The 21,944-nt window shown below is 46.2% G+C and carries 18 protein-coding genes and 1 pseudogene; 10 read left to right on the plus strand and 9 right to left on the minus strand.

The annotated features are described in order from the left end of the window. Positions 1 to 52: 52 nt before the first annotated feature. Positions 53 to 1,234: a XylR family transcriptional regulator gene (locus tag OCV29_RS16940; protein WP_073604462.1), complete on the minus strand. Its 1,182-nt coding sequence runs from the start codon at positions 1,232 to 1,234 to the stop codon at positions 53 to 55. Positions 1,235 to 1,516: 282 nt separating this feature from the next. On the opposite strand from OCV29_RS16940, the gene xylB reads away from it, so the two are divergent. The 4 genes from xylB (at position 1,517) to OCV29_RS16960 (ending at position 8,661) form a co-directional block, all read left to right on the plus strand. Further along, a complete protein-coding gene (gene xylB, locus OCV29_RS16945; RefSeq protein WP_073604461.1) occupies positions 1,517 to 2,968 on the plus strand; it encodes a xylulokinase in 1,452 nt (483 codons plus the stop codon). 322 nt (positions 2,969 to 3,290) lie between these two features. Then, positions 3,291 to 4,295, plus strand: a complete 1,005-nt coding sequence (locus OCV29_RS16950; RefSeq protein WP_073604460.1) for a Rhs family protein — start codon at positions 3,291 to 3,293, stop codon at positions 4,293 to 4,295. Continuing rightward, a complete protein-coding gene (locus OCV29_RS16955; protein WP_073604459.1) occupies positions 4,288 to 8,199 on the plus strand; it encodes an RHS repeat-associated core domain-containing protein in 3,912 nt (1,303 codons plus the stop codon). The genes OCV29_RS16950 and OCV29_RS16955 overlap by 8 nt, the downstream gene beginning before the upstream one ends. Positions 8,200 to 8,223: 24 nt before the next feature. Further along, positions 8,224 to 8,661 (plus strand): hypothetical protein, encoded by a 438-nt coding sequence (locus OCV29_RS16960; RefSeq protein ID WP_073604458.1) that lies wholly within the window; start codon positions 8,224 to 8,226, stop codon positions 8,659 to 8,661. Between the two features lie 39 nt (positions 8,662 to 8,700). Here OCV29_RS16960 and OCV29_RS16965 read toward each other — a convergent pair. Beyond that, positions 8,701 to 9,824 (minus strand): annotated as a pseudogene (locus tag OCV29_RS16965) (ISAs1 family transposase). 163 nt (positions 9,825 to 9,987) lie between these two features. Here OCV29_RS16965 and OCV29_RS16970 point away from each other — a divergent pair. The 3 genes from OCV29_RS16970 (at position 9,988) to OCV29_RS16980 (ending at position 12,378) form a co-directional block, all read left to right on the plus strand. Then, positions 9,988 to 10,578 (plus strand): SMI1/KNR4 family protein, encoded by a 591-nt coding sequence (locus OCV29_RS16970; protein ID WP_073604297.1) that lies wholly within the window; start codon positions 9,988 to 9,990, stop codon positions 10,576 to 10,578. Between the two features lie 193 nt (positions 10,579 to 10,771). Beyond that, positions 10,772 to 11,788 carry a hypothetical protein gene (locus OCV29_RS16975; protein ID WP_073604298.1) on the plus strand — a complete coding sequence of 339 codons (1,017 nt, stop codon included), beginning with the start codon at positions 10,772 to 10,774 and terminating at the stop codon, positions 11,786 to 11,788. Continuing rightward, on the plus strand, positions 11,785 to 12,378 hold the full coding sequence (locus OCV29_RS16980; RefSeq protein WP_073604299.1) for a tRNA-uridine aminocarboxypropyltransferase: 594 nt from the start codon (positions 11,785 to 11,787) through the stop codon (positions 12,376 to 12,378). Before OCV29_RS16975 ends, OCV29_RS16980 begins: the two co-directional genes overlap by 4 nt. Positions 12,379 to 12,380: 2 nt before the next feature. On the opposite strand, the gene yigB is transcribed toward OCV29_RS16980, so the two are convergent. Genes yigB through lptM form a run of 6 tightly spaced genes read right to left on the minus strand, consistent with a single transcriptional unit; the run spans position 12,381 to position 16,979 of the window. Further along, positions 12,381 to 13,103: a 5-amino-6-(5-phospho-D-ribitylamino)uracil phosphatase YigB gene (yigB, locus tag OCV29_RS16985; RefSeq protein WP_073604300.1), complete on the minus strand. Its 723-nt coding sequence runs from the start codon at positions 13,101 to 13,103 to the stop codon at positions 12,381 to 12,383. A gap of 3 nt (positions 13,104 to 13,106) precedes the next feature. Beyond that, the gene (gene xerC, locus OCV29_RS16990; RefSeq protein ID WP_073604301.1) at positions 13,107 to 14,039 is read right to left on the minus strand and encodes a tyrosine recombinase XerC; all 933 of its coding nucleotides are present in this window, start codon (positions 14,037 to 14,039) and stop codon (positions 13,107 to 13,109) included. 1 nt (position 14,040) lies between these two features. Continuing rightward, positions 14,041 to 14,730 carry a DUF484 family protein gene (locus OCV29_RS16995; RefSeq protein WP_370737205.1) on the minus strand — a complete coding sequence of 230 codons (690 nt, stop codon included), beginning with the start codon at positions 14,728 to 14,730 and terminating at the stop codon, positions 14,041 to 14,043. 11 nt (positions 14,731 to 14,741) lie between these two features. Continuing rightward, positions 14,742 to 15,572: a diaminopimelate epimerase gene (dapF, locus tag OCV29_RS17000; protein WP_073604303.1), complete on the minus strand. Its 831-nt coding sequence runs from the start codon at positions 15,570 to 15,572 to the stop codon at positions 14,742 to 14,744. Between the two features lie 8 nt (positions 15,573 to 15,580). Further along, positions 15,581 to 16,831, minus strand: coding sequence for a diaminopimelate decarboxylase (gene lysA, locus OCV29_RS17005; protein ID WP_073604304.1), 1,251 nt, complete (start codon positions 16,829 to 16,831; stop codon positions 15,581 to 15,583). Between the two features lie 28 nt (positions 16,832 to 16,859). Beyond that, positions 16,860 to 16,979 (minus strand): LPS translocon maturation chaperone LptM, encoded by a 120-nt coding sequence (gene lptM / locus OCV29_RS17010; RefSeq protein ID WP_073604305.1) that lies wholly within the window; start codon positions 16,977 to 16,979, stop codon positions 16,860 to 16,862. 76 nt (positions 16,980 to 17,055) lie between these two features. On the opposite strand from lptM, the gene cyaY reads away from it, so the two are divergent. Beyond that, positions 17,056 to 17,370, plus strand: coding sequence for an iron donor protein CyaY (gene cyaY / locus OCV29_RS17015; RefSeq protein ID WP_073604306.1), 315 nt, complete (start codon positions 17,056 to 17,058; stop codon positions 17,368 to 17,370). A 1-nt stretch (position 17,371) separates the two neighbouring features. Here cyaY and OCV29_RS17020 read toward each other — a convergent pair whose 3' ends face one another. Continuing rightward, positions 17,372 to 19,921, minus strand: coding sequence for a class I adenylate cyclase (locus OCV29_RS17020; protein ID WP_073604307.1), 2,550 nt, complete (start codon positions 19,919 to 19,921; stop codon positions 17,372 to 17,374). 337 nt (positions 19,922 to 20,258) lie between these two features. On the opposite strand from OCV29_RS17020, the gene hemC reads away from it, so the two are divergent. Continuing rightward, on the plus strand, positions 20,259 to 21,203 hold the full coding sequence (gene hemC, locus OCV29_RS17025; RefSeq protein WP_073604308.1) for a hydroxymethylbilane synthase: 945 nt from the start codon (positions 20,259 to 20,261) through the stop codon (positions 21,201 to 21,203). Next, a complete protein-coding gene (locus tag OCV29_RS17030) occupies positions 21,200 to 21,937 on the plus strand; it encodes a uroporphyrinogen-III synthase (RefSeq protein ID WP_073604309.1) in 738 nt (245 codons plus the stop codon). The genes hemC and OCV29_RS17030 overlap by 4 nt, the downstream gene beginning before the upstream one ends. Positions 21,938 to 21,944: the final 7 nt, after the last annotated feature.

Consider the following 21,944-nt stretch of genomic DNA (forward strand, 5'->3'; position numbering starts at 1 on the left):
TTCTGTCACCAGAAAGCGCCATTCCCGCTTCACGCATCTGAGGTTAACAGGATCAGCGCGTTAGTTTGATATCCCGGTAATCTTTTGGTGTTTGTGCCAGGTCTTTTTTGAACACTGAATACATATATTGCAGAGATGGATAACCACATAGTTCCGAAATTTCCTGAATAGACAGCATCGTGGTTGCCAGCAGATGGCAGGACCGGCGCAGCTTCGCATGGTGAATTTCATGGTGAATCGAATGCCCCATTTCCTGCTTGAAGCGGGTTTCTAAATTAGACCGTGAAACACCCACCGAATTCAGCACCTGTTCCACCTTGATGCCTTTGCAGGCATTGCGCCGGATGAAGTGCATTGCCTGAATCACATAAGGATCTTTCAGCGCCTGATAATCCGTACTTTGACGTTCATATACTTTGGCAGGCGGAATAATAATGCGACAGGGCTCATTTTTCTTCTGCTGTTGGTACTCAAGCTGCTGATGTAATAATTTGGCCGCCTGATAGCCCATCGTTTTGCAACCCTGTCCGACTGAGCTCAGAGAAACCCGGGTCAGAAAACGAGCCAGTTGCTCATTATCAATCCCGATAACTGCGACTTTATCCGGCACCATAATATTCAGATTATCGCATACCTGAAGCAAGTGCCTCGCTCTGGCATCCGTCACCGCAATAATACCGACCGGAGTCGGCAGCATTTGCAGCCAGTCAGCCAGACGGTTCATATCGTACTGCCAGGTTTTCGGGTCTGTCGCATTACCGCGGAACACAGCACCGGAATAGCCTTCAGATTTCATCAGCGCCAGAAATGCACTTTCACGCTCCTGCGCCCATCGCTTGCGCGGGTCTTCGGGCAATCCGTAGTAGGCAAAGTTTTCCAGCCCTTTTTCCTTCAGATGCTGTAGTGCCAGATTCACCAGCGCAGCGTTATCTGTCGCCACATAAGGCACATCAGGATACATACTGGCATCCTGATATGATCCGCCCACACCAACCACCGGAATATCGACGTTGCGGAACAAAGATTCAATCTCTGGATTGTCAAAGTCAGCAATCACACCGTCACCGTGCCATGCCTGAAAACTCTCAGGATCTGCAGTAAACTCATCCTCAAGAAAGACATCCCAGTTACACTGGGATGCCTGTAAATACTCTCCAATTCCCTCAATGACCTGTCGGTCATACACTTTATTTGCATTAAAAAGCAGATTTATCCGATAACGTTTATCCATCATGTTATTTAATACCTGTTTCCTGAAATAACCGGAACATTCGCGAACGCCAATAATCATCCGCTTGCAATGCATCTACAACGATCGTCAAGATTAACAGTGTGTCCCGCCCGGTAGTGTGATCACTCACGCGTTGATGAAATAACAGAAATAAGCAACCAGAAATCATAATTGTCCGTAATATCAATCAGACTAACATACAAAAATAACATCTGGATCTGCTGAACTGTGACGATAGTTCAGGGAATAGCCACAATAAATATACCCGAAAAGGCAAATAAGCATATGTACATTGGTATCGATCTTGGAACGTCCGGGGTAAAAGTGATTGCCCTGTCTTCATCCGGAGAAATCATCGCAACCGGCACATCATCACTAGATATATCACGTCCACAGCCCCTTTGGTCCGAACAAAATCCGTTGCAATGGTGGCAGGCGACCTGTGACTGTATTCAGCAACTGGGACAACAGGCTGATCTGAAGCAGGTCAAAGCCATTGGTCTTTCCGGACAAATGCACGGCGCAACACTGATTGATGTCAAAGGCAATGTGCTGCGTCCGGCGATTTTGTGGAATGATGGCCGGTGTGCCAGAGAATGTCAGGAGCTGGAAACACAGGTCCCGGAAAGCCGTCAAATTACCGGCAACCTGATCATGCCCGGTTTCACCGCACCAAAGCTCAAATGGGTGCAAAAACATGAACCGGATATCTTTACACGAATCGCGAAAGTTCTCTTACCGAAAGACTATCTGCGCTGGCAAATGACCGGCCAGTTTGCAACGGATATGTCTGATGCTGCCGGTACCTGCTGGCTGGATCTGGCAGGACGCTGCTGGAATGATGCCATGCTGCAAGCCTGCGGTTTAACGCAGGCGCAGATGCCAAAATTATATGAAGGAACAGAGATCACCGGTTATCTGAGTGAATCTGTCGCTAAACAATGGGGCATGCCGTCTGTACCCGTTATCGCCGGCGGCGGTGACAATGCAGCAGGTGCGGTGGGCTCAGGGATTACCCGGCCCGGACAAGCGATGCTGTCACTAGGCACTTCCGGCGTATATTTTGCGGTCAGCGATGGTTGTCAGTCCAACCCGGCGTCGGCATTACATACTTTCTGTCATGCTTTGCCCAAGACCTGGCATCATATGTCGGTCATGCTGAGTGCGGCCTCCTGTCTGGACTGGGTCGCAAATTTAACCGGCTTCAGTGCCGTCGGCGAGATGCTGACGCAACTTGAAGACAATCTGCCAGAACTGAATCCGGTCATCTTCCTGCCCTACTTATCCGGGGAGCGGACACCACATAATAACCCAGATGCAAAAGGTGTCTTTTTTGGCATGACGCATGAGACCACACGCTTTCATCTGGTTCAGGCAGTTCTCGAAGGTGTTGGGTTTGCTTTTGCTGACGGCGCAGACGCACTCCATGCAACCGGAAATATTCCACAGGAAGTCAGCCTGATTGGCGGCGGTGCACGCAGTGCTTACTGGCGTCAGATGCTGGCTGATATTACCGGCATGACACTCACCTACCGGCAGGGCGGAGACGTCGGGCCGGCGCTCGGAGCTGCCAGACTCGCAGCATTAGGCACTGAGGGATTATCCCGGACAGATGACATTTGTCCGGTGCCACCTCAGCTTGATCGTCATCAACCCGACCTGGCCGCTCATCAGGCGTATCAAAATAAACGCGTGACGTTCCGGAAACTTTATCAACATCTGAAGCCTTTGTTCTGACACCAACACATACGCCGGAACTCTCCTTGTGGGTCGGAGTCATTAATTGATATCTGACTCACATTTTTTAAGGCCGGGGATTTTCACCCAGTGCTTTATGTCAAATAACATTAGATACATTAGATACATTAGATATAAATGAAGTATCATATCACCTAATTTCACTTAAATAATCAGTACATCAAAAAGAACTGAGCCATCAGCATGGGTTGAGCACCTTCTCTCTTCCGCCTCAGCTATCGTGCCGGTTTTTATTTTCTGTGAATCATTTCAGCAATCAACATTCGCTTGCTTATTGGCAGTTCGGACAGGAAGTTAAACAATGACTGATAAAAATGCGACCAATCAATTCTTAGACGAAAAATTCAACGCAGTAAAAGCTGATTTCATGAGTTCAATTGATGAGTATAAAAAGCAATCTGAAAACCTGCTCTATGGCTGGGCATTAGAGATGGATCAAAAGGTAATGGTCAACGGACATACAAAATCCGCTGACATTGATGATTCAAGTATCCGTGCAGATATAGTCAAGTGTCCACTGGATGGGAAGCTAACTTTAGTCCATTGCTTTGAAGCGGAAAGTTTTATCCCTATCGGAGGGACTCCGTTTAAAATTCAGCCGGTTAAAGTAAAAAAACACTGGTTCAGATCAGATAGTTATATCAAGGATGGTCCGCCATATGAAGATACGATTGGAGAAGATGGACATAAAGATCTCCATCTTGATAAAGCAACTTATGCCGGCAAAATGCTGCAAATTAATTTTCAGCCAGATGTCACTCAAAGTGACATGAACCGATTGCTCCAATCATATGATGTCACGCTCAACAGTATGATGAACTGGCTTGAATCTCAGTGGAAAAGTCAAAAAGAAGAGTGGGCAGACTTCCTTGCCCATCCGATTGATGTGGGTGCTGAGGTGAAGCGTTTTCTGCACAATGCCGTCATCGAACTGGTCAAAGCGTGGGATGAGATCGCGGACCTGTTCAAATTACTTTCCCACCCCACTCAGTTAATCAAAACACTGGCAAAATATGTCGAAAACCCGGAACTCATCGTACAAAAAATTCAGGAAGCCGGGAAAGAAGCCGTTGAAATGCTGATGATGCTCAAAGATGAAGCCCGCTGTTTTTTATGTGTCAAAGCGGTGTTTTGCTGGATTCAACTGTTAAGCCCCCGCCAGATTATTGATTTTGTTTCTGTCAGCCTGGCTTCCGTCCTGGTGGAAGTCATTCTTTCCGTTGTCGTTCCCGGCGGAATTATTTCTAAAAGTTTTGAAAAATTACGGGATGTTGCGGGGATGGCACAAGGAGTCATTGATGGCTAAGAAAAAATTAGGCAAGGCCGTAGATTGGGTCAAAAAAATTGAAGAAATCATCAAAATTGCCCAAAAAGATACCAAAAAGTACATGCCGGAACTCAAAAAAGCGGTGACGAAAGGAGAAGGAAGCTTCAACAAAGCACGCAAAAAGAAACAAAAATTCGGCAAAAAAAACAAAACGAAACTCACCAAAGAAGCAACCAGCATCAGCCGGAATGGTAAAAGCAAAACAAGGCTGAAAATAACCAACAATAAAAAAACCAAGAAACTGAAAAGAAAGGGCAATACCCGGAATAAGAAAAAGACCAACAAAGAAAAAAACATCTGTATCAACGGATGCCCGGTATCGATGGTCAGTGGAGAAGAATTACTGACGATTGAAGATGTCATACTCCCCGGAGCCGTCCCTTTTACATTTAAACGGACCTACCGGACTTCCGCCTGTGAGGTCAAGTCTTATCTGGGTTACGGATGGAGCCATACACTTTCTCATCAACTTGAATTTACCGGTGATGAAGTCCTCTGGTATGACAATGAAAACAGAGTGACATCGTTACTGTTACCGGATGAAGCGATCAGTGAATCGACAAATCCGATCGCCGGTGCAACACTCTATCTCAGTGATAAAGCCGGTGAATTCGTTTTATCTGCACCAGAGCTTCCTTTCCTGCACTTTAAGCGTCAGGGAAATACAGGCCACTTAGTCCGGCTTTCAGATAACTACAACAACGAACTCTTCATTCAATATAACCAGAACCAGCAACCGCAAGCGGTAGTGAATCCGCATGGTATTGCCCTGTGGCTGAACTATAACGAAGCTGACTTAATCAGCAGCATTGAACTGAAAACCTTTTCAGATACCCCCGACGGACGTGAGTGGCAAACACAACGGTTAATGCATCAGTATGACTACAACGAAAGCAGTCAGCTCATCTCAGAACAGAATGAAGCGGGTGAAGGCGAGTATTATCACTACAACGAACAACATGTGATTACCGGGCGACAAATGGCTGGCGGAATGACATTTGGCTGGGAGTGGGAAGGCGAAAGTAAAGATGTTCGTTGTACCAAACACTGGAGTAATACCGGTTTTCAGGCCAGTTACCTGTGGGATGATGAAGCACATACAGTCACTGTGAGTTATCCGGATGGCAGCACAGAAGTTTATCAGCATGATGAAGAAACCAACCTGATCAACACAACAGATCCGGATGGTGCGGTCACAACTCAGGAATACAATGATGACGGGCAACTCGTCCGGAGTGTCGATGCTTTAGGCTATGAAACCCTGCATTATTATGATGATGAAGGGCAACGGGAACTCACAGTTCTGCCGGATGGAACAGAAATCAGTTTTGAGTATCTGCTGGGCCACCTGTTCAAAGTCACTTGTGGCGATGCCACCTGGCGTTATTTCTATAATCTGGAAGGCGACTTAACCGAAAAGCGTGACCCACTGCATCAAACCACATTCTACCACTATAACCCGCAAGGCAATCTGTCCCGGATTGCGTACCCGGACGGCAGTGAGCATCAGCTCAGCTGGAACCGGCTGGGGATGCTGATTGAGGAAAGGTACCCGGACGGCACCACCAGCCAATACCGCCATGATATCAGCGGCCGGGTGATTTACCAGAAATCCTCCATTGGCGGCGTGACGCAATATCAGTGGGATGAAGCGGACCGGTTAGTCAAACTGATTCAGCCCAACGGCAAGTCCAAAACCTTCTGTTACAACGCTTACGGCAAAGTGACAGAAGTGATGGATGAAGCAGGACGCAAAACAGCGTATGAATACGAAGAGAACAGCCATCTGCTAAGCCGGGTGACCAATCCGGACGGCACCAGCCTGAGCTATCTGTACGACAACCCGAAACGTTTTGTCAGCCAAATCACCAACGAACGCGGTGAAGCCTACAACATTGATTACTTTACTAATGGCCTGGTGAAAACAGAAACCACCTTCGACGGGCGGCAGATGCATTATGCGTATGATTTGCTCGGCCAGCTGCTGAAGAAAACCGAAGTGGGTAGCGAAGGCACCGAACTGGTGACCGAATTTACTCATGATGAAATGGGCCGCCTGAGTGAAAAAGTGCTGCCTGATGGCAACAAAGTGGCCTACGGGTACGATGAGAGTGGGAACCTTGCCAGTATCGATGATGGTGAAACCCCACTTGCATGGAAGTATGATTTACTCAACCGGGTCACGGAAGAGCATCAGAACTGGGCCTCAAACTATTTTGAGTATGATGTGGTCGGTCAGGTAGTGAAATGGCAACTGCCGGATGCCAAAGTGCTGCACTACCAGCGAGGTCAGGGCGGATTACTCAATCAAATCAGTCTGGATGACCATGTGCTGACACGGCACTTATATCAGAACGGGATAGAAAGCCGCCGGACCCAGGGCGCGGTGATCAGCAGTTTTGATTATGATACACAGGGCAGATTAGTTCATCAGAGCCAATCGATTAACGGGCACCAAACCCGAACGCGGGATTACGGTTACGACGCGCTGGGCAATTTGTCGCAAATCGCTGACAGCCGCTTTGGAGACAGTTATTTCGATTATGACCCGCTGTCACGCCTGAAAGCCGTACGCGGCAATCTGGAAGAGCATTTTGTCCATGATGCGACGGGCAATGTCTTGTCTCAGCATCTGGGAAGACGTCAGGATGAACTGAATCTGGCGGAAGCCGGCGGCAACCAGCTCACTTTCCACGGGGACAGTCATTATGAGTACGATGAGTTCGGGCGTCTCATGACTGAGAAACGCGGTAAGAATCAATCTCTCATTACTACTTACGAGTATGACTGCCAACACCGTCTGATTCAGGCCAGCATGCCGGACGGCACCACCGCCACCTACACCTATGATGCATTTGGCCGCAGAACCAAAAAAGTCGTCACGGACAAAGCGCAAACCACCACAACCACCGAGTTTATATGGCAGGGTGATAACCTGATTGGTGAAGTCACGGGCAGTGATTACAAAACCTACGTGTACGAGCCCGGCACCTTCCGCCCGCTGGCCCAAATCAGCGGTGAAGGCAGAAACAACGGCGAAGTGTATTACTACCATCTGGACCAAATCGGTACGCCCATCGAGCTGACGGATGTGCAGGGCCAAAGTGTCTGGTCGGTACAATACCGCGCTTACGGCAATGTGCTGACCCAACACACAGAAGAAATACAAAGTGCACTGCGCTTTCAGGGGCAGTATTATGACAGCGAAACCGGCCTTCATTACAACCGGCACCGTTATTACAGCCCCGGCACGGGACGGTTTACTACGATCGACCCGATAGGGCTTGCGGGTGGCTTGAATAATTATCAGTATGTGCCGAACCCGACGGGGTGGGTGGATCCGCTGGGGTTGTATGTTATTAAAGGTAGTCAATGTCAAGATAGTGCTGCCAGAAGAGCGAAGATTATTGATGCGATTGAAGAAAAAATGCAGCCTGTGATTGATTACATTCACAAACTCGATCCTGATGCTCAGGTTGGTTTCCGGGGAAGTGTTGCTTCTGGTATGAAAGGGGAACATAAGAGGTTTGGTGGTCCAGATGGAGACAGAGTCCCTTTTGATGGTGAATATACACATAAAAACAAAGTTGCCGTACCTCATAACGGCCCTCAGGGATATGATGTAGACTTGTTTATTGTTAGTGATAAGCTTTATTCAAAATTTCCGAAGATACCATTCTTCAAAGATTTATCTAACATTGATGATAATATTGATGATATTCTGGAATCTGTAAGACAGTCTTTGAACAACAATCCAGCCTTGAAGGGATTGAAACAGGAAAAAATGGATATACGTGTTTGGAGAGGAAAAGATATTATTAAAAAATTAAATAAGGGTGATACACAGGTTTATCTGGAATCAAAAATCAAACCTCAGAAGTAACTATAAGTTTAAATGGTTAGAATTATGAATTATTCATATAAAGCGCAAGTTGGAATAAGAATAGATAAAGGAATTGATGAAGAGTGTTTTTCTGGAGTTGCAGCCAGCTTGTCTAATATATTTGATGAATTTTATTTTGAGCAAGATCACTCAGATCGTTATGATGATTTTTTGGCTGTATATATTGCAAAGTTTAAAAATATTGAGTTTATGCTGATTGGTCCACCTTTAGACTATGAAGATTATGATCTCGATGAGGAGCCAGATTATTGTCAATTGAATTTTGTTTTCAGAGTAAAAGGTGATCTGGAAATTGCTAATGAATATAAGAGTGATTTTATATCAAAATTGCTTCAGGATAAAAAAAATATCGCTTCAGAAAAAAGAATAGATGTTTCCAATGAAATGGTAAGGTTTATTAATAATAGTGGTGGTAATATTGAAGCAATTTTATTTGAATGATTTTTATAATATTACTATTTAGGGTGACCGCATGAGTGTTTAACTTTTATTCATCGAGTTCAAACCAGCATTAAGGACGGCTTCCAACATGGATGTATTCATCATGCAGCGTTTTTGCTTTCCAACAATGCTCAGTTTGGTTGGCTCTGAACGCAACATATTTAGACCAATATGACGTAAGCAAGAGAGGTTTTCTGCTCCGTGACCCTTGTAAATCTGGCAAGCATCTTCGGCCATGGTGACATCTAAAACCCAGTGCATTGACTCTATGCCCCAATGCTCTCTAACTGCGCTTGCTGCTTGCTCTGCATTCAACTGCTTTGAGCTGATGTAGTAACGATACTCGAGCTCTGCCGCTTTGCCTTTTTGATAGCGGAAATTTTCTACCGTAACAATGGACTTAAGTCCTTTCCAACGTGAGAAATTACCATCGAGAGTCTCACTGCTTAATACGTATGCCTGACGGGATTCAATACGACCATGACCTTGCTCAGCCTCTATGCGCTCTGGCGCCGTTGCCCGTTGCGTTGCAAAAACTGCTTCGACTGCCTGACGTAATTTGCCCTGATTGTTTTTGACTGCAAGTAAGTAATCGGCACCTTGGTCGACGATCGTTTTCGCTATTTCGGTTTGACACGCCATTGCATCGATAGTGACCAAAGCACCCTTGATATCGAGAAGTTTAATCAGCTCAGGTATTGCTGTGATTTCATTGCTTTTCTCTTCTGTTTTAAGCTGTCCAAGCACCAACTTGTTTGAAGAGGCATAAGCACTAATCATGTGAATAGTGCTGGCGCGATCATCTCTGTTGTATGAGCCTCGAAGCGTCTTTCCATCGATAGCAACGACTTGAGACCATCAGTCAATGAATGCACCGCTGACATCCAGTCAATAAAGCAGGCGTGAAACGACTCTGGGTCAATTCTGGAGATGATACGGGCTATCGTATCATCGGCAGGGATGTCTTTAATAAACATATCATTACGCTTAAACCAATCATGATGACCAAGAATGTATTCGCGAATGTCAAACCACCCTTTTGCTCCGGCAATAACGGCACATAAAGAGCCAAACAATACCTCAAACAGGCAATAGGTTACCTTTGCAGATTGGCGTTCATCTGTTACCGCATGGAAATATTCTTTAAACTCGTCAATGTGCATAATAGGAAGCGCTCTTTCATCAAAGGAGCGTATATGATCACAGGGAAATATGATCGTCAACCTGATCGTTCTAATAGTTCAAAAAACGTTCGCGATCTTGCCCTGGGAATATACCTCACATTGGTGGGGCATCTAAGTTACGCAATAATGGATAAAATTCAGTATGACTGATAAATTTCAAAACTTAATCAACCTGGGTATTCGTCCGCTAAAGAATGCCCAGTCAGATTTAAAGCAATATTTAAAAAATCATCAAGCCGCAGCTTCTGATTTACCCGAAGACAAAGGTTACAGAGATTTTTTGAACCATTTCTCCCAAACCAGTGTTTTTGACAAGGAAGTTTGTTTCACAGGTCAAGAGGCTTCTGCTTTTTCAGATCATGGCAAGGAGTTTCTGGAAGCATTGTTTGCAGAATGTGAAGATTCAAATAATGACTTATTTTCTCTGAGAGAAAAATATGCGGAGCAACTCCCGGACAACCTGTTTGTTATTGGAGAAGTTACAGGAGGGAACCTTATCTGTTTAGATAAAAACGCCGGTGATTCAGTGAAAGTTTGGGACAGAACCGTTTCAGGAGATTTAAGCCAAAGCTTATTTCATATCGCTGACAGCTTTCTTGATTTTATTGATTTACTGGAAGAAACTCAGGACGATGTTTCTGATAACTCAAATGCCCCCAAAGTCGTTAACTACACGCCTTCAGAGATTATGAAAGCTAAAGTTGCTGAATATCTGAAAAAGCAAAACAAATAAGTGTTTTGACGAGCCCTGTCATTTCTATATCGTCAGCCAGTACACCCGACAAAGGGTGTACTGATATGTCGGTTTTACCTGTAGAACAGCCAAATCTCTGGTCTTGCATGATATCAGTCACAAGCATATCGGCATTTCGCCAGAATATGCCATAATAACCCCTCACCCTATTCTACCGGCAAGGAATCGTTCCATGAAGACACCAAGACTGCTGATCATCCTTCTGACCATGCACTTACTTCAGGCATGCAGTCTTCCTGTATCATCTCCTCAGCCGGGGAAAAGAGATGTTTCTCTGGAAAATCTGGCCAATATTAAAACACCAGATATTCTCTTTCGCGGGCGGATAACCATTGGCCCGAAAAGCAGTTCTTTTTCTCCTTGTGGCAGTCGTCAGCAATATCTGCTTCATTTGACTCCGGCCATGCAACGTACATTGATGACCATGGCAAAAACACCCTATCAGGAAATTTATGGGGAAGTTTTTGGTCATCTGGCGATTCCCAGTCTGACCGGCTATAACGCTGACTTTCAGGCAATGCTGGTCACGAAGCAGCTCAATTATGCCACCCCGGACTCACTGAAATCTTGTAGTCAGGCTTATCAGCCAACGCAGGCCAGTGGTATTAAACCGGTTTGGTCTGTGATGCTTTCAGGGCAAAAAGTCATTGCGACACTGCCCGGCCAGACAAACCAGCAATGGCATTTACAGCAAATTCAGACCCAGGCCGACAGGCGACTGTATCTGACCAGTCAGGGACAGCTGTCTCTGACACCAGAGACCTGCAGACCCGATAAAAGCCAGGTATACGGCTGGACAGCGACACTGACACACAATAAACAGCGCCGTTATGGATGTGCCCGTCTGAGTAACATTGACGCTTCCCGATCATGGGTGGGCACTTACTTTGCTTCATCGACCAAAAGCAACAACTTTTCAGTCACACTCCATTTATATCCGGACCATAGCGCAAGAACCTTATATACCTATACCAATGACCCGGCTCCTTTGATTGAAACCGGGTTCTGGCAAGCGCTGAATGATCATCAGGTTCAGGTTGTAATGACTCAGCATCAGCAACAATATCTGTTATCCCAGCGAATTTTCAGCCGTGACGGTGACAAGCTCCACACTCAGAAAGAGCAGGTTGGTGCACAAATTTACCAGATTAACAATGGTGGCCTGACACTCTACAGGGAGAAAAAGTGAGTAAATGTTCACATTGCGGACTTCAGTACCAGTGTTTATGTGATGAGATTCCTCATCTGAGTACATCTCTTCATTTATCATTGCTGATGCATGAACAGGAAGCTCGCCGGGATACCAATACCGGCCGCTGGCTCGCTGATATGTTTCCTTCATGCCAGATTTATCAATGGCAGCGGCTTCAGCCTGCTCCCGGTTTGGAACAGCAACTGGAACACAGCGAGGCATTGCCACTATTACTTTTCCCTTCACAAGAAAGCCTGTCACTGTCAGAAGGATTGGCAATGGCCGGGCAAAGCAGCAAAACACCGCATTTTATCGTGCTCGATGGCACCTGGCAGGAAGCAAAGAAAATGGAAAGGAAGAGTCAGTGGTTAAAAGAGGTGCCACGGGTACAACTCAGTCCATCTCAGGCATCAGAGTATCGTTTGAGAAAGAACCAGCAATCCGGTGAACTGTGTACACTGGAAGTTGTGTCTGAACTGTTGAGCCAGTTAAACCAACCGGAGGCAGCAGCGGCACTCCGGCTGTTTTTACAGCGGTTTATGGCCAGATTGCAGACTGATAAAAGCGGCCACGCACTGCAAATCTGAAATTATTCAACCAACAGCAGCAACTCATTCAGCTGGTGAATTTCAACATCCGGCAGCAACCGGGAGCGTTTAGCCCGGCTCAAACTTCGTGTGCCACCGACATTCATCCAACAGGCACTAAAACCGTTTAATTTTGCCCCGGCGACGTCAGTTCTCAGGTGATCACCAATGTGTAAAATCTGTCCGGCCGGACAGGATAGCGCTTGTCTGGCTTTGATAAATAAGTCTGAATGGGGCTTGGAAAATCCGTCCGGACCTGCTTTTAACGTTTGTTGAAAATAGGATGACAAGCCAATCTTTTCCGGACTGGCATTCCCGTTGGTAATCGCAATCAAAGGAATTTTTTCAGCCAGTGTCTGCAACACCTGGTGAGTCTCTTGGGGTACATGAATCTGATTACGCCAGTACAACACTTCGACGATCGCATCTCTTGCCACTGCTGTTGCTTTTTCTTCATCGTAACCCAATGCCTGCATACCACGACAAATACTCTGAAAACGCCATTGAGTGACATCATGGATAATCTCCGGATATTCTTCCCGCAGGGATTGTTTTTGCTGCTGCCACCACGATAGCGGACAGGAAGCAGTCACCGGATGATGCGTATGCATCCACGCCATCAGTTTTTTTTCAACCTGCCGGATGACCGGTCCGTTATCATACAGCGTGTCATCGAGATCAAAGGTCATTGCCCGGATACGAGGCATGTTACGATAATAATGCATAGTTCAGCTTTCCCGTTTCTTCTTCGCACGTGGATGAGCCTGATCATAAACATTCGCCAAATGCTGAAAATCAAGGTGAGTGTATATTTGAGTTGTTGAAATATTTTCATGCCCCAGCAGTTCCTGAACCGCACGTAAATCATGACTTGATTCAAGAATGTGAGTCGCAAATGAGTGACGGAGCTTATGGGGGCTGATATGGCTGGAAACAGACTGTTTAATTCCCCACTCAGCCATACGCTTTTGTACATTCCGGTGAGAAATTCTGCACCCCCGTTTAGAAATGAACAGCGCAGGCTCATCGGCGAGAACCCATTGGGCCCGGAAAGGAATCCACCGGCGGATCCATTCAGCTGCCAGACCAGTAAACGGAACTTTACGCTCCTTATCACCTTTGCCCACCACCCGGAGCTCTCCCTGATCAAATGACAGGTCAGCAAGATTGAGGCTCACCATTTCAGCCAGTCGTAAACCCGCGCCATACATCAATTCCATCATCGCCCGGTCACGAACAGCCAGCGGATCATCCTCATTGACCTCAAGCAATTGAGCCACTTCATCGACATCCAGATTTTTTGGCAAAGGGCGTTTTTTCTTTGGTGCAGAAACACCTTTCGCAGGGTTGGCTGGCAATTCTCCGCGCAGGATCAGGAAATCAAAAAAACTTCGCAGTGATGATAACCGGGTCCCCACACTGCTGGCCTTCATCCCCTCACGCATTCCCTGAGCGGCAAGCTGTCTGACCCAGGATGCATCGACCTGCTGCCAGGATTTGAGCCCCCTTTCTGCTAGATACTCAGCCATGTGGACCAACTGCTGCCGGTAATTCTGGCGGGTATGAGCACTCAGTCCTTTCTCATTTCGCATGTAATCATCGAAACGGTTCAGGGGCTGAAGGAGTGTTTCCGGTAACACTGAAGCCGACGTCTCATGCATATCACGAACGCTTCCAGGGTAAAATATCAATCAGGTGGGACAGAACCACCCCGAGATGAGACAAAAATAGCGTATCCATAGAAGGCTGGAAATGCCCGCCATCTTCGCTGGAAAAAGCCAAAATGCCATTCATCTTGCGGGACGTCAGTGGCAGAACAACATAGGAGCCAAATTCAGGTGAGACCGACTGGGGACCAAACAGTCCAACCCGATCGATTTTTCTCATTCTGCCCAGATAAGCCTGACCACCGTGAATGTAACTGCGGGAAAAGTTATGCCAGTAATCCATATCTAACTGATACTGACTCACCGACAGCGGCGCGGATAAACGGATATAAGCTTTCAGATTGATATCAGCTGCTTTTTGCTCAACCAGCCGAATCACCTCAGACAGTTCATCACAACGCAGGATGTCTTCCTGTAGCATCATAAAGTGCTGAAATGTACGATCATTACCGGCGGCAAGCGACATTAAAGCTGTTATTTCTTCCTCAAGTGACTCAATCCGCTGGCGCTGACGACGCATCTGGATATGAGCCAGAGAGACAGCTCCCGGCTCCTGCGGCAAAGTCAACCGCTCAGCCAGTTCCGGACGATGGATAAAAAAATCAGGATGATGGCGAAGATACTCAGCCACCACCTCTGCTGTCAGTGCATCACTTTCTTCAATTTCTATATCAGTGCTAGACACAATATCCCTTATCAGCAAGAAATCTGACCATCAAAAACATGTGCAGTGGGTCCCGTCATATATAACGGCTTACCCGGCCCCTTCCACTGAATTTTCAGTGTGCCTCCCGGCAACCGGACCAAAACAGTCTCCTCAAGAGTCTCCTGAAGAATCCCGACAGCAACAGCAGCACAGGCACCACTTCCGCAAGCCTGAGTTTCCCCGGCACCACGTTCGTAAACCCTTAAATGAATTTCTCCGGGATGAACAATCTGCATAAACCCGGCATTCACCCGCTCGGGGAAACGTTCGTGTGATTCCAGCTGTGGCCCCATCGTATCAACATCGGCAGTCAATACGTCGTCAACAACAGTCACAACATGCGGATTTCCCATACTGACGGCACCACAGAACAAAGTTTGCCCGCCTACACGTAAAATATAGGTTTTTTCCTGCTGTTTTGCTTTAAACGGAATTTTGTGAGGCGTGAAGTCCGGCACCCCCATGTTAACGGTAATCTGATCGTCTTCTTCGACTTTCAGAACCATTTTTCCTTTTTTGGTGCTGACGTGAATACTGAACTTATTCGTCAATCCTTTCATCCGGACAAAGCGGGCAAAACAGCGGGCACCATTGCCACATTGTTCAACTTCACTGCCATCCGCATTAAAAATCCGGTAATGAAAGTCAGTTTCAGGGTCGTAAGGGGCTTCAACGATCAATAGCTGGTCAAAACCGACCCCGGTGTGACGATCCGCCAGTCGGCGGATCAATTCAGGTGAAAAAAACACATTCTGGGTGATACAGTCAACGACCATAAAATCGTTACCCAGTCCATGCATTTTAGAAAAATGGAAGTGCATAAAATTCTTTACTCCGGCAATTGGGTCTCCTGAGCCCACAAATCAGCAAGAGATTCCCGCTGACGAACCACATACGCCTGATCACCATCAATCATAATTTCTGCAGCCCGTGGGCGGGTATTATAATTTGAAGACATCACAAATCCGTATGCACCGGCTGATCGGACAGCCAGAATATCACCTTCCTGAACAGACAGACTGCGGTCTTTACCAAGGAAGTCGCTGGTTTCACACACAGGCCCGACAATATCATAGACAGTCTCTTGCCCTTCACGCGGAACAACAGGAATAATCTCCTGCCATGCCTGATATAATGCGGGACGCATCAGATCATTCATCGCGGCATCAACAATCGCGAAATTTTTATGTTCCGTATGTTTCAGAAATTCCACTTTGGTCAGCAACAGTCCTGCATTGGCCGCAATCGCCCGGCCAGGCTCAAAGATCAGTTCGAGATTCTGATGATTCGATAAACGTGACAACAGCGTTTTAGCGTACTCAGATGGCTGAGGTGGTGTCTCATCATTATAGCTGACACCCAAACCGCCACCGACATCCAGATGATGAATCTCGATTCCTTCCGATTTCAGTTGCTCAATCAACGCTAACAGACGGTCGGTGGCATCAATGAATGGGTCGATATTCGTCAGCTGGGAACCGATATGGCAATCCATCCCCTGTACAGAAAGGTGCTCAAGTTGATTCGCTAAACGATAAACATCCACAGCACGATCAAAGGTGATACCAAATTTATTATCTCTCAACCCGGTAGAGATGTAAGGGTGGGTTTTTGCATCAACGTCCGGGTTAATCCGCAATGAAACCGGTGCAATTTTGCCAGATAATCCGGCAACCTTATTGAGTCTTTCCAACTCAGGTTCGGATTCGACATTGAAACATTTAATACCCAGCTCAAGGGCACGGCGCATTTCTGCTTCCGTTTTCCCCACCCCGGAGAAAACAATTTTTTCCGGATCGCCGCCAGCGGCGATCACCCGCTCAAGCTCTCCGCCGGAAACAATGTCAAAGCCTGATCCCAGACGGGCCAGAACATTCAAAACACCGATATTTGAATTGGCTTTAACGGCATAACAAACTAAATGCGGGTGATCACCAACCGCCTTATCAAATGCATGCCAGTGACGCTCCAGTGTCGCTCTGGAATAAACATACAAGGGCGTTCCGAAATCTTGTGCCAGTTCCGAAACAGTGACATCTTCGGCCCAAAGCTGGCCATCCCGGTAATTAAAGTAATCCAAAATCTTTTCCCTTCACACTAATTGATGATTATGGCTGAGATTGCTCATTTTGAGGCTTATCTGCCGGCATATATAAGGCACCCGTTTGCCCGCAGCCAGACAATGCTAACAAGCAGAGTAACAAAAATGCCGTCAACTTTTTATTCATTTTGTATATATCGTGATTATTTATTCAATGCCCTCTATAATCGCACCAGATTCAGGAAAAGCAATAGGACATCAGAATGAACGATACTGAATTTCATCAATATGTTGACCAGCAAATGGAATGCATTGAGCAGTTAATTGATGATTCCGGCGCCGATATAGATTATGAAACAACCGGGAATGTCATGACGCTTGATTTTGAGGATCGCAGCCAGATCATTATCAACCGTCAGGAGCCGATGCACGAGATATGGCTTGCGTCCAAATCGGGTGGGTTTCATTTTCAGTATACAAACAATCAGTGGATTTGTTCGAAAACAGGTCTGGAACTAACGGAACTGGTCAGACAGGAATGTGAAAAACACGCCGACGAAACCATTGAATGGGAATAAATCAGCCAAACCGCTGTTGTGAGAGAGAGTCCGCTCCCCGCTCAGCAGAGCCGGATGATGATTGACTACGACACGGAATGACATGACTACACCCGTTGTCTTCAGGGTGTAGTATCTGGTAGTACTGCGGCAGATTAAAGTTGATAAATTTAGAGGAGACTTTATTCTCGTCACGCATCGAGGTGTAGAAGTTATTCAGGCTTGAAACCATATCATCTTTACTGCCACTGAACTGATGGTACACTTCAACACGGTTCGACTCATCCAGAACGTAGATATTAAAACCTTTCTCCGAATCTTCGAAGAAAAACTGAATCAGTCCCTCACTGGCAAAGCCGTCAATCACATCCGGTAAATTGAAGTCCTGCTCCCGATCAATCATCAGCAAAGGCGAACCATTGACTTTATTAATGGAAATACTGCGGTAAAAATCGACTGAATTTTCCAGCCGCTGAACAGAAACACCCCGGCGTTCAAAAAAGAAACCATACATCTGCCCCTGAACGCGCAATGCTTTGAAACGACGACGCTTCATCTGATCGATTGGTTTTAACCTTAAATCAATACATTCCGCTAACAGCTGATAAATCGCATTCCGGATCACGCCACGTAAATTCTGACTGTAGCAAAAAACATCCACAGACTCCGGAGGAAGCGCATCCTGATGCATTTTACATAACATGGTTTTCAGCGCATCAAGAATGGATGTTTCACCTTCAAAATGCAGCGTACGGACCTCATGCCATGAATTCCGGTAAACTAAATCAATACTGCCGACCAAACATTGCTGTTCCCTGCCAAAGCTGAGGATATCGACTGTCTTTAAATCAATTTTGAGCGTTTTCCCGGAAATATGACAAGTTGGGTCCTGCTCGAAATTAATAAACATGGCTAATTGATTAATCTCACAGGGGCTCGCCAGTGCCTGCATTGTCGGCCTGCGTTTATTTAACGAAAAGGTATTCCGTAAATCACTGACCATCTGATATAACTTGTCAATGTCCAGTTGCCCATCACGAATCACCGCATCAAGCCGGGTTGATTCGGTGATCAGCCCATTAAAAAATGCCCACGCGACCAGTTTACTCAAATACTCGTGATGTTCTAAATACCGGTGACCGATAATCCGCTCCGGAATCAACGGTTGTTTGTAGAGATACCAGCCATCCGGATTCACCCGCCCTTCCTGCACTTCGATAAATGATAAATCCGATTCATGTAAATCGGGAGAAATCTGAGGATTCAGCAGCGTTACTTTTCCCGGCAAAATTTCAAACGCTGTATACAACTTCCGGGCAAGAATAGAAATATCCTGTGGACTGATAGATGAAGTGATATCGTTACGGCGCGCAAACTGGATTAAATTACGATAGCTTTGCATTAAAGCATCCAGTAAATCACTGTGAACAATTTTCACCTGTTCCACTTTCCAGTTCCGCCGGTTATCAAGACCTTCGATCTCTTCAGCCGTCCATCCCCAGGATTCTGACAACTCTTGTAGTGCCGCCCGTCGCCAGGGCATGGAACCCACTCCCGGCTCACGGGATAATTTCTCATGTGTTTTCAGGTAGAAACAGCGCCGAACCAAATCAAGCCGTGTCTGATCATTGATTCGCTCGAGATACAGCGTGACTTTCTCAAGCATCAGATAATACGAATCAATACCATATAACTCAGGTTCATGGGTAAAAAACCGGCGCTTACTGTCGATACTCAACAGTTGTGTGTGCGGGTATTCCCATGAATAGGCTTCAAGCAGAATGGCTTTCAGAACAGACTTATAGGGTGAGTCAATACTCTTATAAAGCTGCCAGAGATTGGCTCCGAAATACTCTTCAGCAGGTATATGATTCAACCGGCCAAAATCGAACCACTCGTCACAGTTAATATAGGACTTTTGACATAGCTGCTGCGTGTACTCGTCATAGCACTCTTCCATCTCTGGCGGAACAATTTGCCACAGCAGACGTTTTCCTGCTAAACGTACAGCAGAACGATAAAACTCATCCAATAACAATAAATGCTGGGAAGAGCCGCAATTTTCACCCGTCATTTCTTCTGAATGCTGATGACGAAAACGCTGCTCATCCATGATAAAGAAGTTCGCTTCAACCCCCTGAGTTTTTGCCCAGTCAGTCAGCAACAAACATTTTTTGGAGAGCTTTTCTCTCAGCTCCAGCCCCATAGAAGAATGAATGCATACCCAAACATCCAGATCGCTGGATGTGCTCTGGCCAATGGAGGAAGTACTTCCCATCGTGTACAAACCGAGGATGCCTGGCACCGGCTCCTGATACAGAGAATGACCCAAAGTGAGCTCTGTATCGCTGATAAAGCGTTGCTGATATTCGTCGGGCTCAAACCCCCAGACACCAGAAGGAACATCTTGATTGTAATAACCGGGAATTGCAGGATGATTGAAATGAAAAAGTGCGGGAATAAGGCGAAATACACGTTGACTTTGAAGATCCATCAATGCAAGCGCACGCTCAGTGCGCAGCTGATTCAGATGATCCAATCTTTCTATCAAAGTCTCAGTATAGCTTAGCAAGGGAAATTTCCTTGGTTAAATACAGTCTGTAAAATTGTTCACTACCTGCACGACATCGCAGAAAAAACGTGATCAATGTATCATTTTATTTATCTATGGTAAAGAATTAGCCAGTGGCCATACAGGGAAATACGACCTACTTCACCAAATTATCAATATTCTTGTGTGTCACTACTAAATAATAGCCCATTCTATAAACAAGAGCTACATCACAAAAATAAAATAATGCGACTCAATATTCAACCAGATTCACTAATTTATTCTTGATTTTCGATTTTTATGAAAAGAATGTTAGGATGACTTAAAGGCCTTCAGCGATTCAACATCAGAAATAATTATGACCAATATCCGTCCAGTCCGCATTGCAACACGAAAAAGTCCACTTGCTCTTTGGCAGGCAGAATATGTAAAAGCAGCACTGCTCAGGAAACACCCTGAGTTGACTGTTGAGCTGGTCACAATGACCACAAAAGGAGATGTCATCTTAGACACGCCACTCGCAAAAGTTGGTGGTAAAGGACTTTTCGTCAAAGAACTTGAAGTGGCAATACTCGAAGGGCGGGCAGATCTTGCGGTTCACTCCATGAAAGATGTCCCCGTCGATTTTCCTTCCGGACTGGGGCTTGTGACGATTTGTGAACGGGATGATCCGAGGGATGCGTTTGTTTCAAATACATTTTCTTCTGTTGATGCACTCCCGCAGGGAGCCATCGTCGGTACATGTAGCCTGCGCCGACAGTGTCAGCTGAAATCTTATCGCCCGGATCTGATTATCAGGGAACTGAGAGGCAATGTCGGCACCCGGCTGGGTAAACTGGATGCGGGGGATTTTGACGCGATTATTCTGGCGGCTGCAGGGTTAAAGCGCTTGCAACTGGAAGAAAGAATTAAAAGTTATTTATCACCGGAAAACTCACTGCCAGCGGTTGGTCAGGGGGCCATAGGCATTGAATGCAGACTTGATGATGTCTGGCTGCGGGAAAAACTTGAAGTTTTGAATCACGATGAAACTTCAGATCGTGTTCTCTGTGAGCGGGCGATGAATCTGACACTTGAAGGTGGATGTCAGGTACCAATCGGAAGTTATGCCATTCTGGAGAACAATGAACTATGGCTCAGAGCACTGGTCGGTGAACCCGATGGCAGCAAAATTATCCGTGGAGAAATACGCGGTCCACGGCAAGAAGCTGAAAAGCTGGGTATGACGCTGGCAAAACAACTGATTCAGGATGGCGCTCAAGAGATACTCAACCGCCTGAGTCATACAACAGAGCCCTCATGAGCATACTTGTCATCCGCCCGCATCCACACGGAGAAGACCTGTGTAAGCAACTTGATCAGCATGGTCTTCCCGCTATTCATCTGCCGCTCGTCCGCTTTAACAGAGGACGAGACTGCCCGAAAATCATCCCCCTGACAGAACAAAGCCAAATAATTATTGCCGTAAGTCAGCAGGCTGTCATGTTTAGCCACGAATATCTCACAGCGCTTGATTACAAGTGGCCGGAACACATCAGATATCTTGCCATTGGTCAAAAAACTGCACAACTTTTGAGTAAATTTACCCAACAACCGGTAAACTACCCCGGAATTAGTGACAGCGAACACTTTATCGGACTTCCGGAACTTCAGAATCTCTCTGGTATCTCAATAGTGATACTCCGGGGAAATAGTGGCAGAGAGCTCATCGCTCAGGAGTTAAAGAAACGGGGAGCCAAGATAAACTATTGCGAAGTTTATCAACGGGAAATGGTGCCGTTTAATGCGGAAAAAATGGTACAACAATGGCAGAATGCAGCGATAGACCATATCGTCGTGACCAGTGCTTCTCAACTCAGCTTTTTTGTTTCGCAAATACCTGATTTTTGCCACCCATGGCTATTTGATCGGATATTACTTGTCCCTGGTTTGCGTATAGAAGAAATTGCACAAAACATGGGATTCAAACATATTATCGTGGTGGGTAGCGCCAGCAATTCAGATTTAGTGGCTGCACTTCAGCCCCAGAAAGAGTGATAGGAAC

The organism is Vibrio aerogenes, from assembly GCF_024346755.1.
Taxonomy (GTDB): domain Bacteria; phylum Pseudomonadota; class Gammaproteobacteria; order Enterobacterales; family Vibrionaceae; genus Vibrio; species Vibrio aerogenes.

Bases quoted from the DNA above. Each gene is read 5' to 3' on its own strand.
- lptM (WP_073604305.1), bottom strand. From the start codon at position 16,979: ATGAATAAAAAGTTGACGGCATTTTTGTTACTCTGCTTGTTAGCATTG.
- yigB (WP_073604300.1), bottom strand. From the start codon at position 13,103: ATGCATTATTATCGTAACATGCCTCGTATCCGGGCAATGACCTTTGAT.
- hemC (WP_073604308.1), top strand. From the start codon at position 20,259: ATGACCAATATCCGTCCAGTCCGCATTGCAACACGAAAAAGTCCACTT.
- OCV29_RS16970 (WP_073604297.1), top strand. From the start codon at position 9,988: ATGACTGATAAATTTCAAAACTTAATCAACCTGGGTATTCGTCCGCTA.
- OCV29_RS16950 (WP_073604460.1), top strand. From the start codon at position 3,291: ATGACTGATAAAAATGCGACCAATCAATTCTTAGACGAAAAATTCAAC.
- OCV29_RS16955 (WP_073604459.1), top strand. From the start codon at position 4,288: ATGGCTAAGAAAAAATTAGGCAAGGCCGTAGATTGGGTCAAAAAAATT.
- xylB (WP_073604461.1), top strand. From the start codon at position 1,517: ATGTACATTGGTATCGATCTTGGAACGTCCGGGGTAAAAGTGATTGCC.
- cyaY (WP_073604306.1), top strand. From the start codon at position 17,056: ATGAACGATACTGAATTTCATCAATATGTTGACCAGCAAATGGAATGC.
- OCV29_RS17030 (WP_073604309.1), top strand. From the start codon at position 21,200: ATGAGCATACTTGTCATCCGCCCGCATCCACACGGAGAAGACCTGTGT.
- xerC (WP_073604301.1), bottom strand. From the start codon at position 14,039: ATGCATGAGACGTCGGCTTCAGTGTTACCGGAAACACTCCTTCAGCCC.
- dapF (WP_073604303.1), bottom strand. From the start codon at position 15,572: ATGCACTTCCATTTTTCTAAAATGCATGGACTGGGTAACGATTTTATG.
- OCV29_RS16975 (WP_073604298.1), top strand. From the start codon at position 10,772: ATGAAGACACCAAGACTGCTGATCATCCTTCTGACCATGCACTTACTT.
- OCV29_RS16960 (WP_073604458.1), top strand. From the start codon at position 8,224: ATGAATTATTCATATAAAGCGCAAGTTGGAATAAGAATAGATAAAGGA.
- OCV29_RS16940 (WP_073604462.1), bottom strand. From the start codon at position 1,234: ATGATGGATAAACGTTATCGGATAAATCTGCTTTTTAATGCAAATAAA.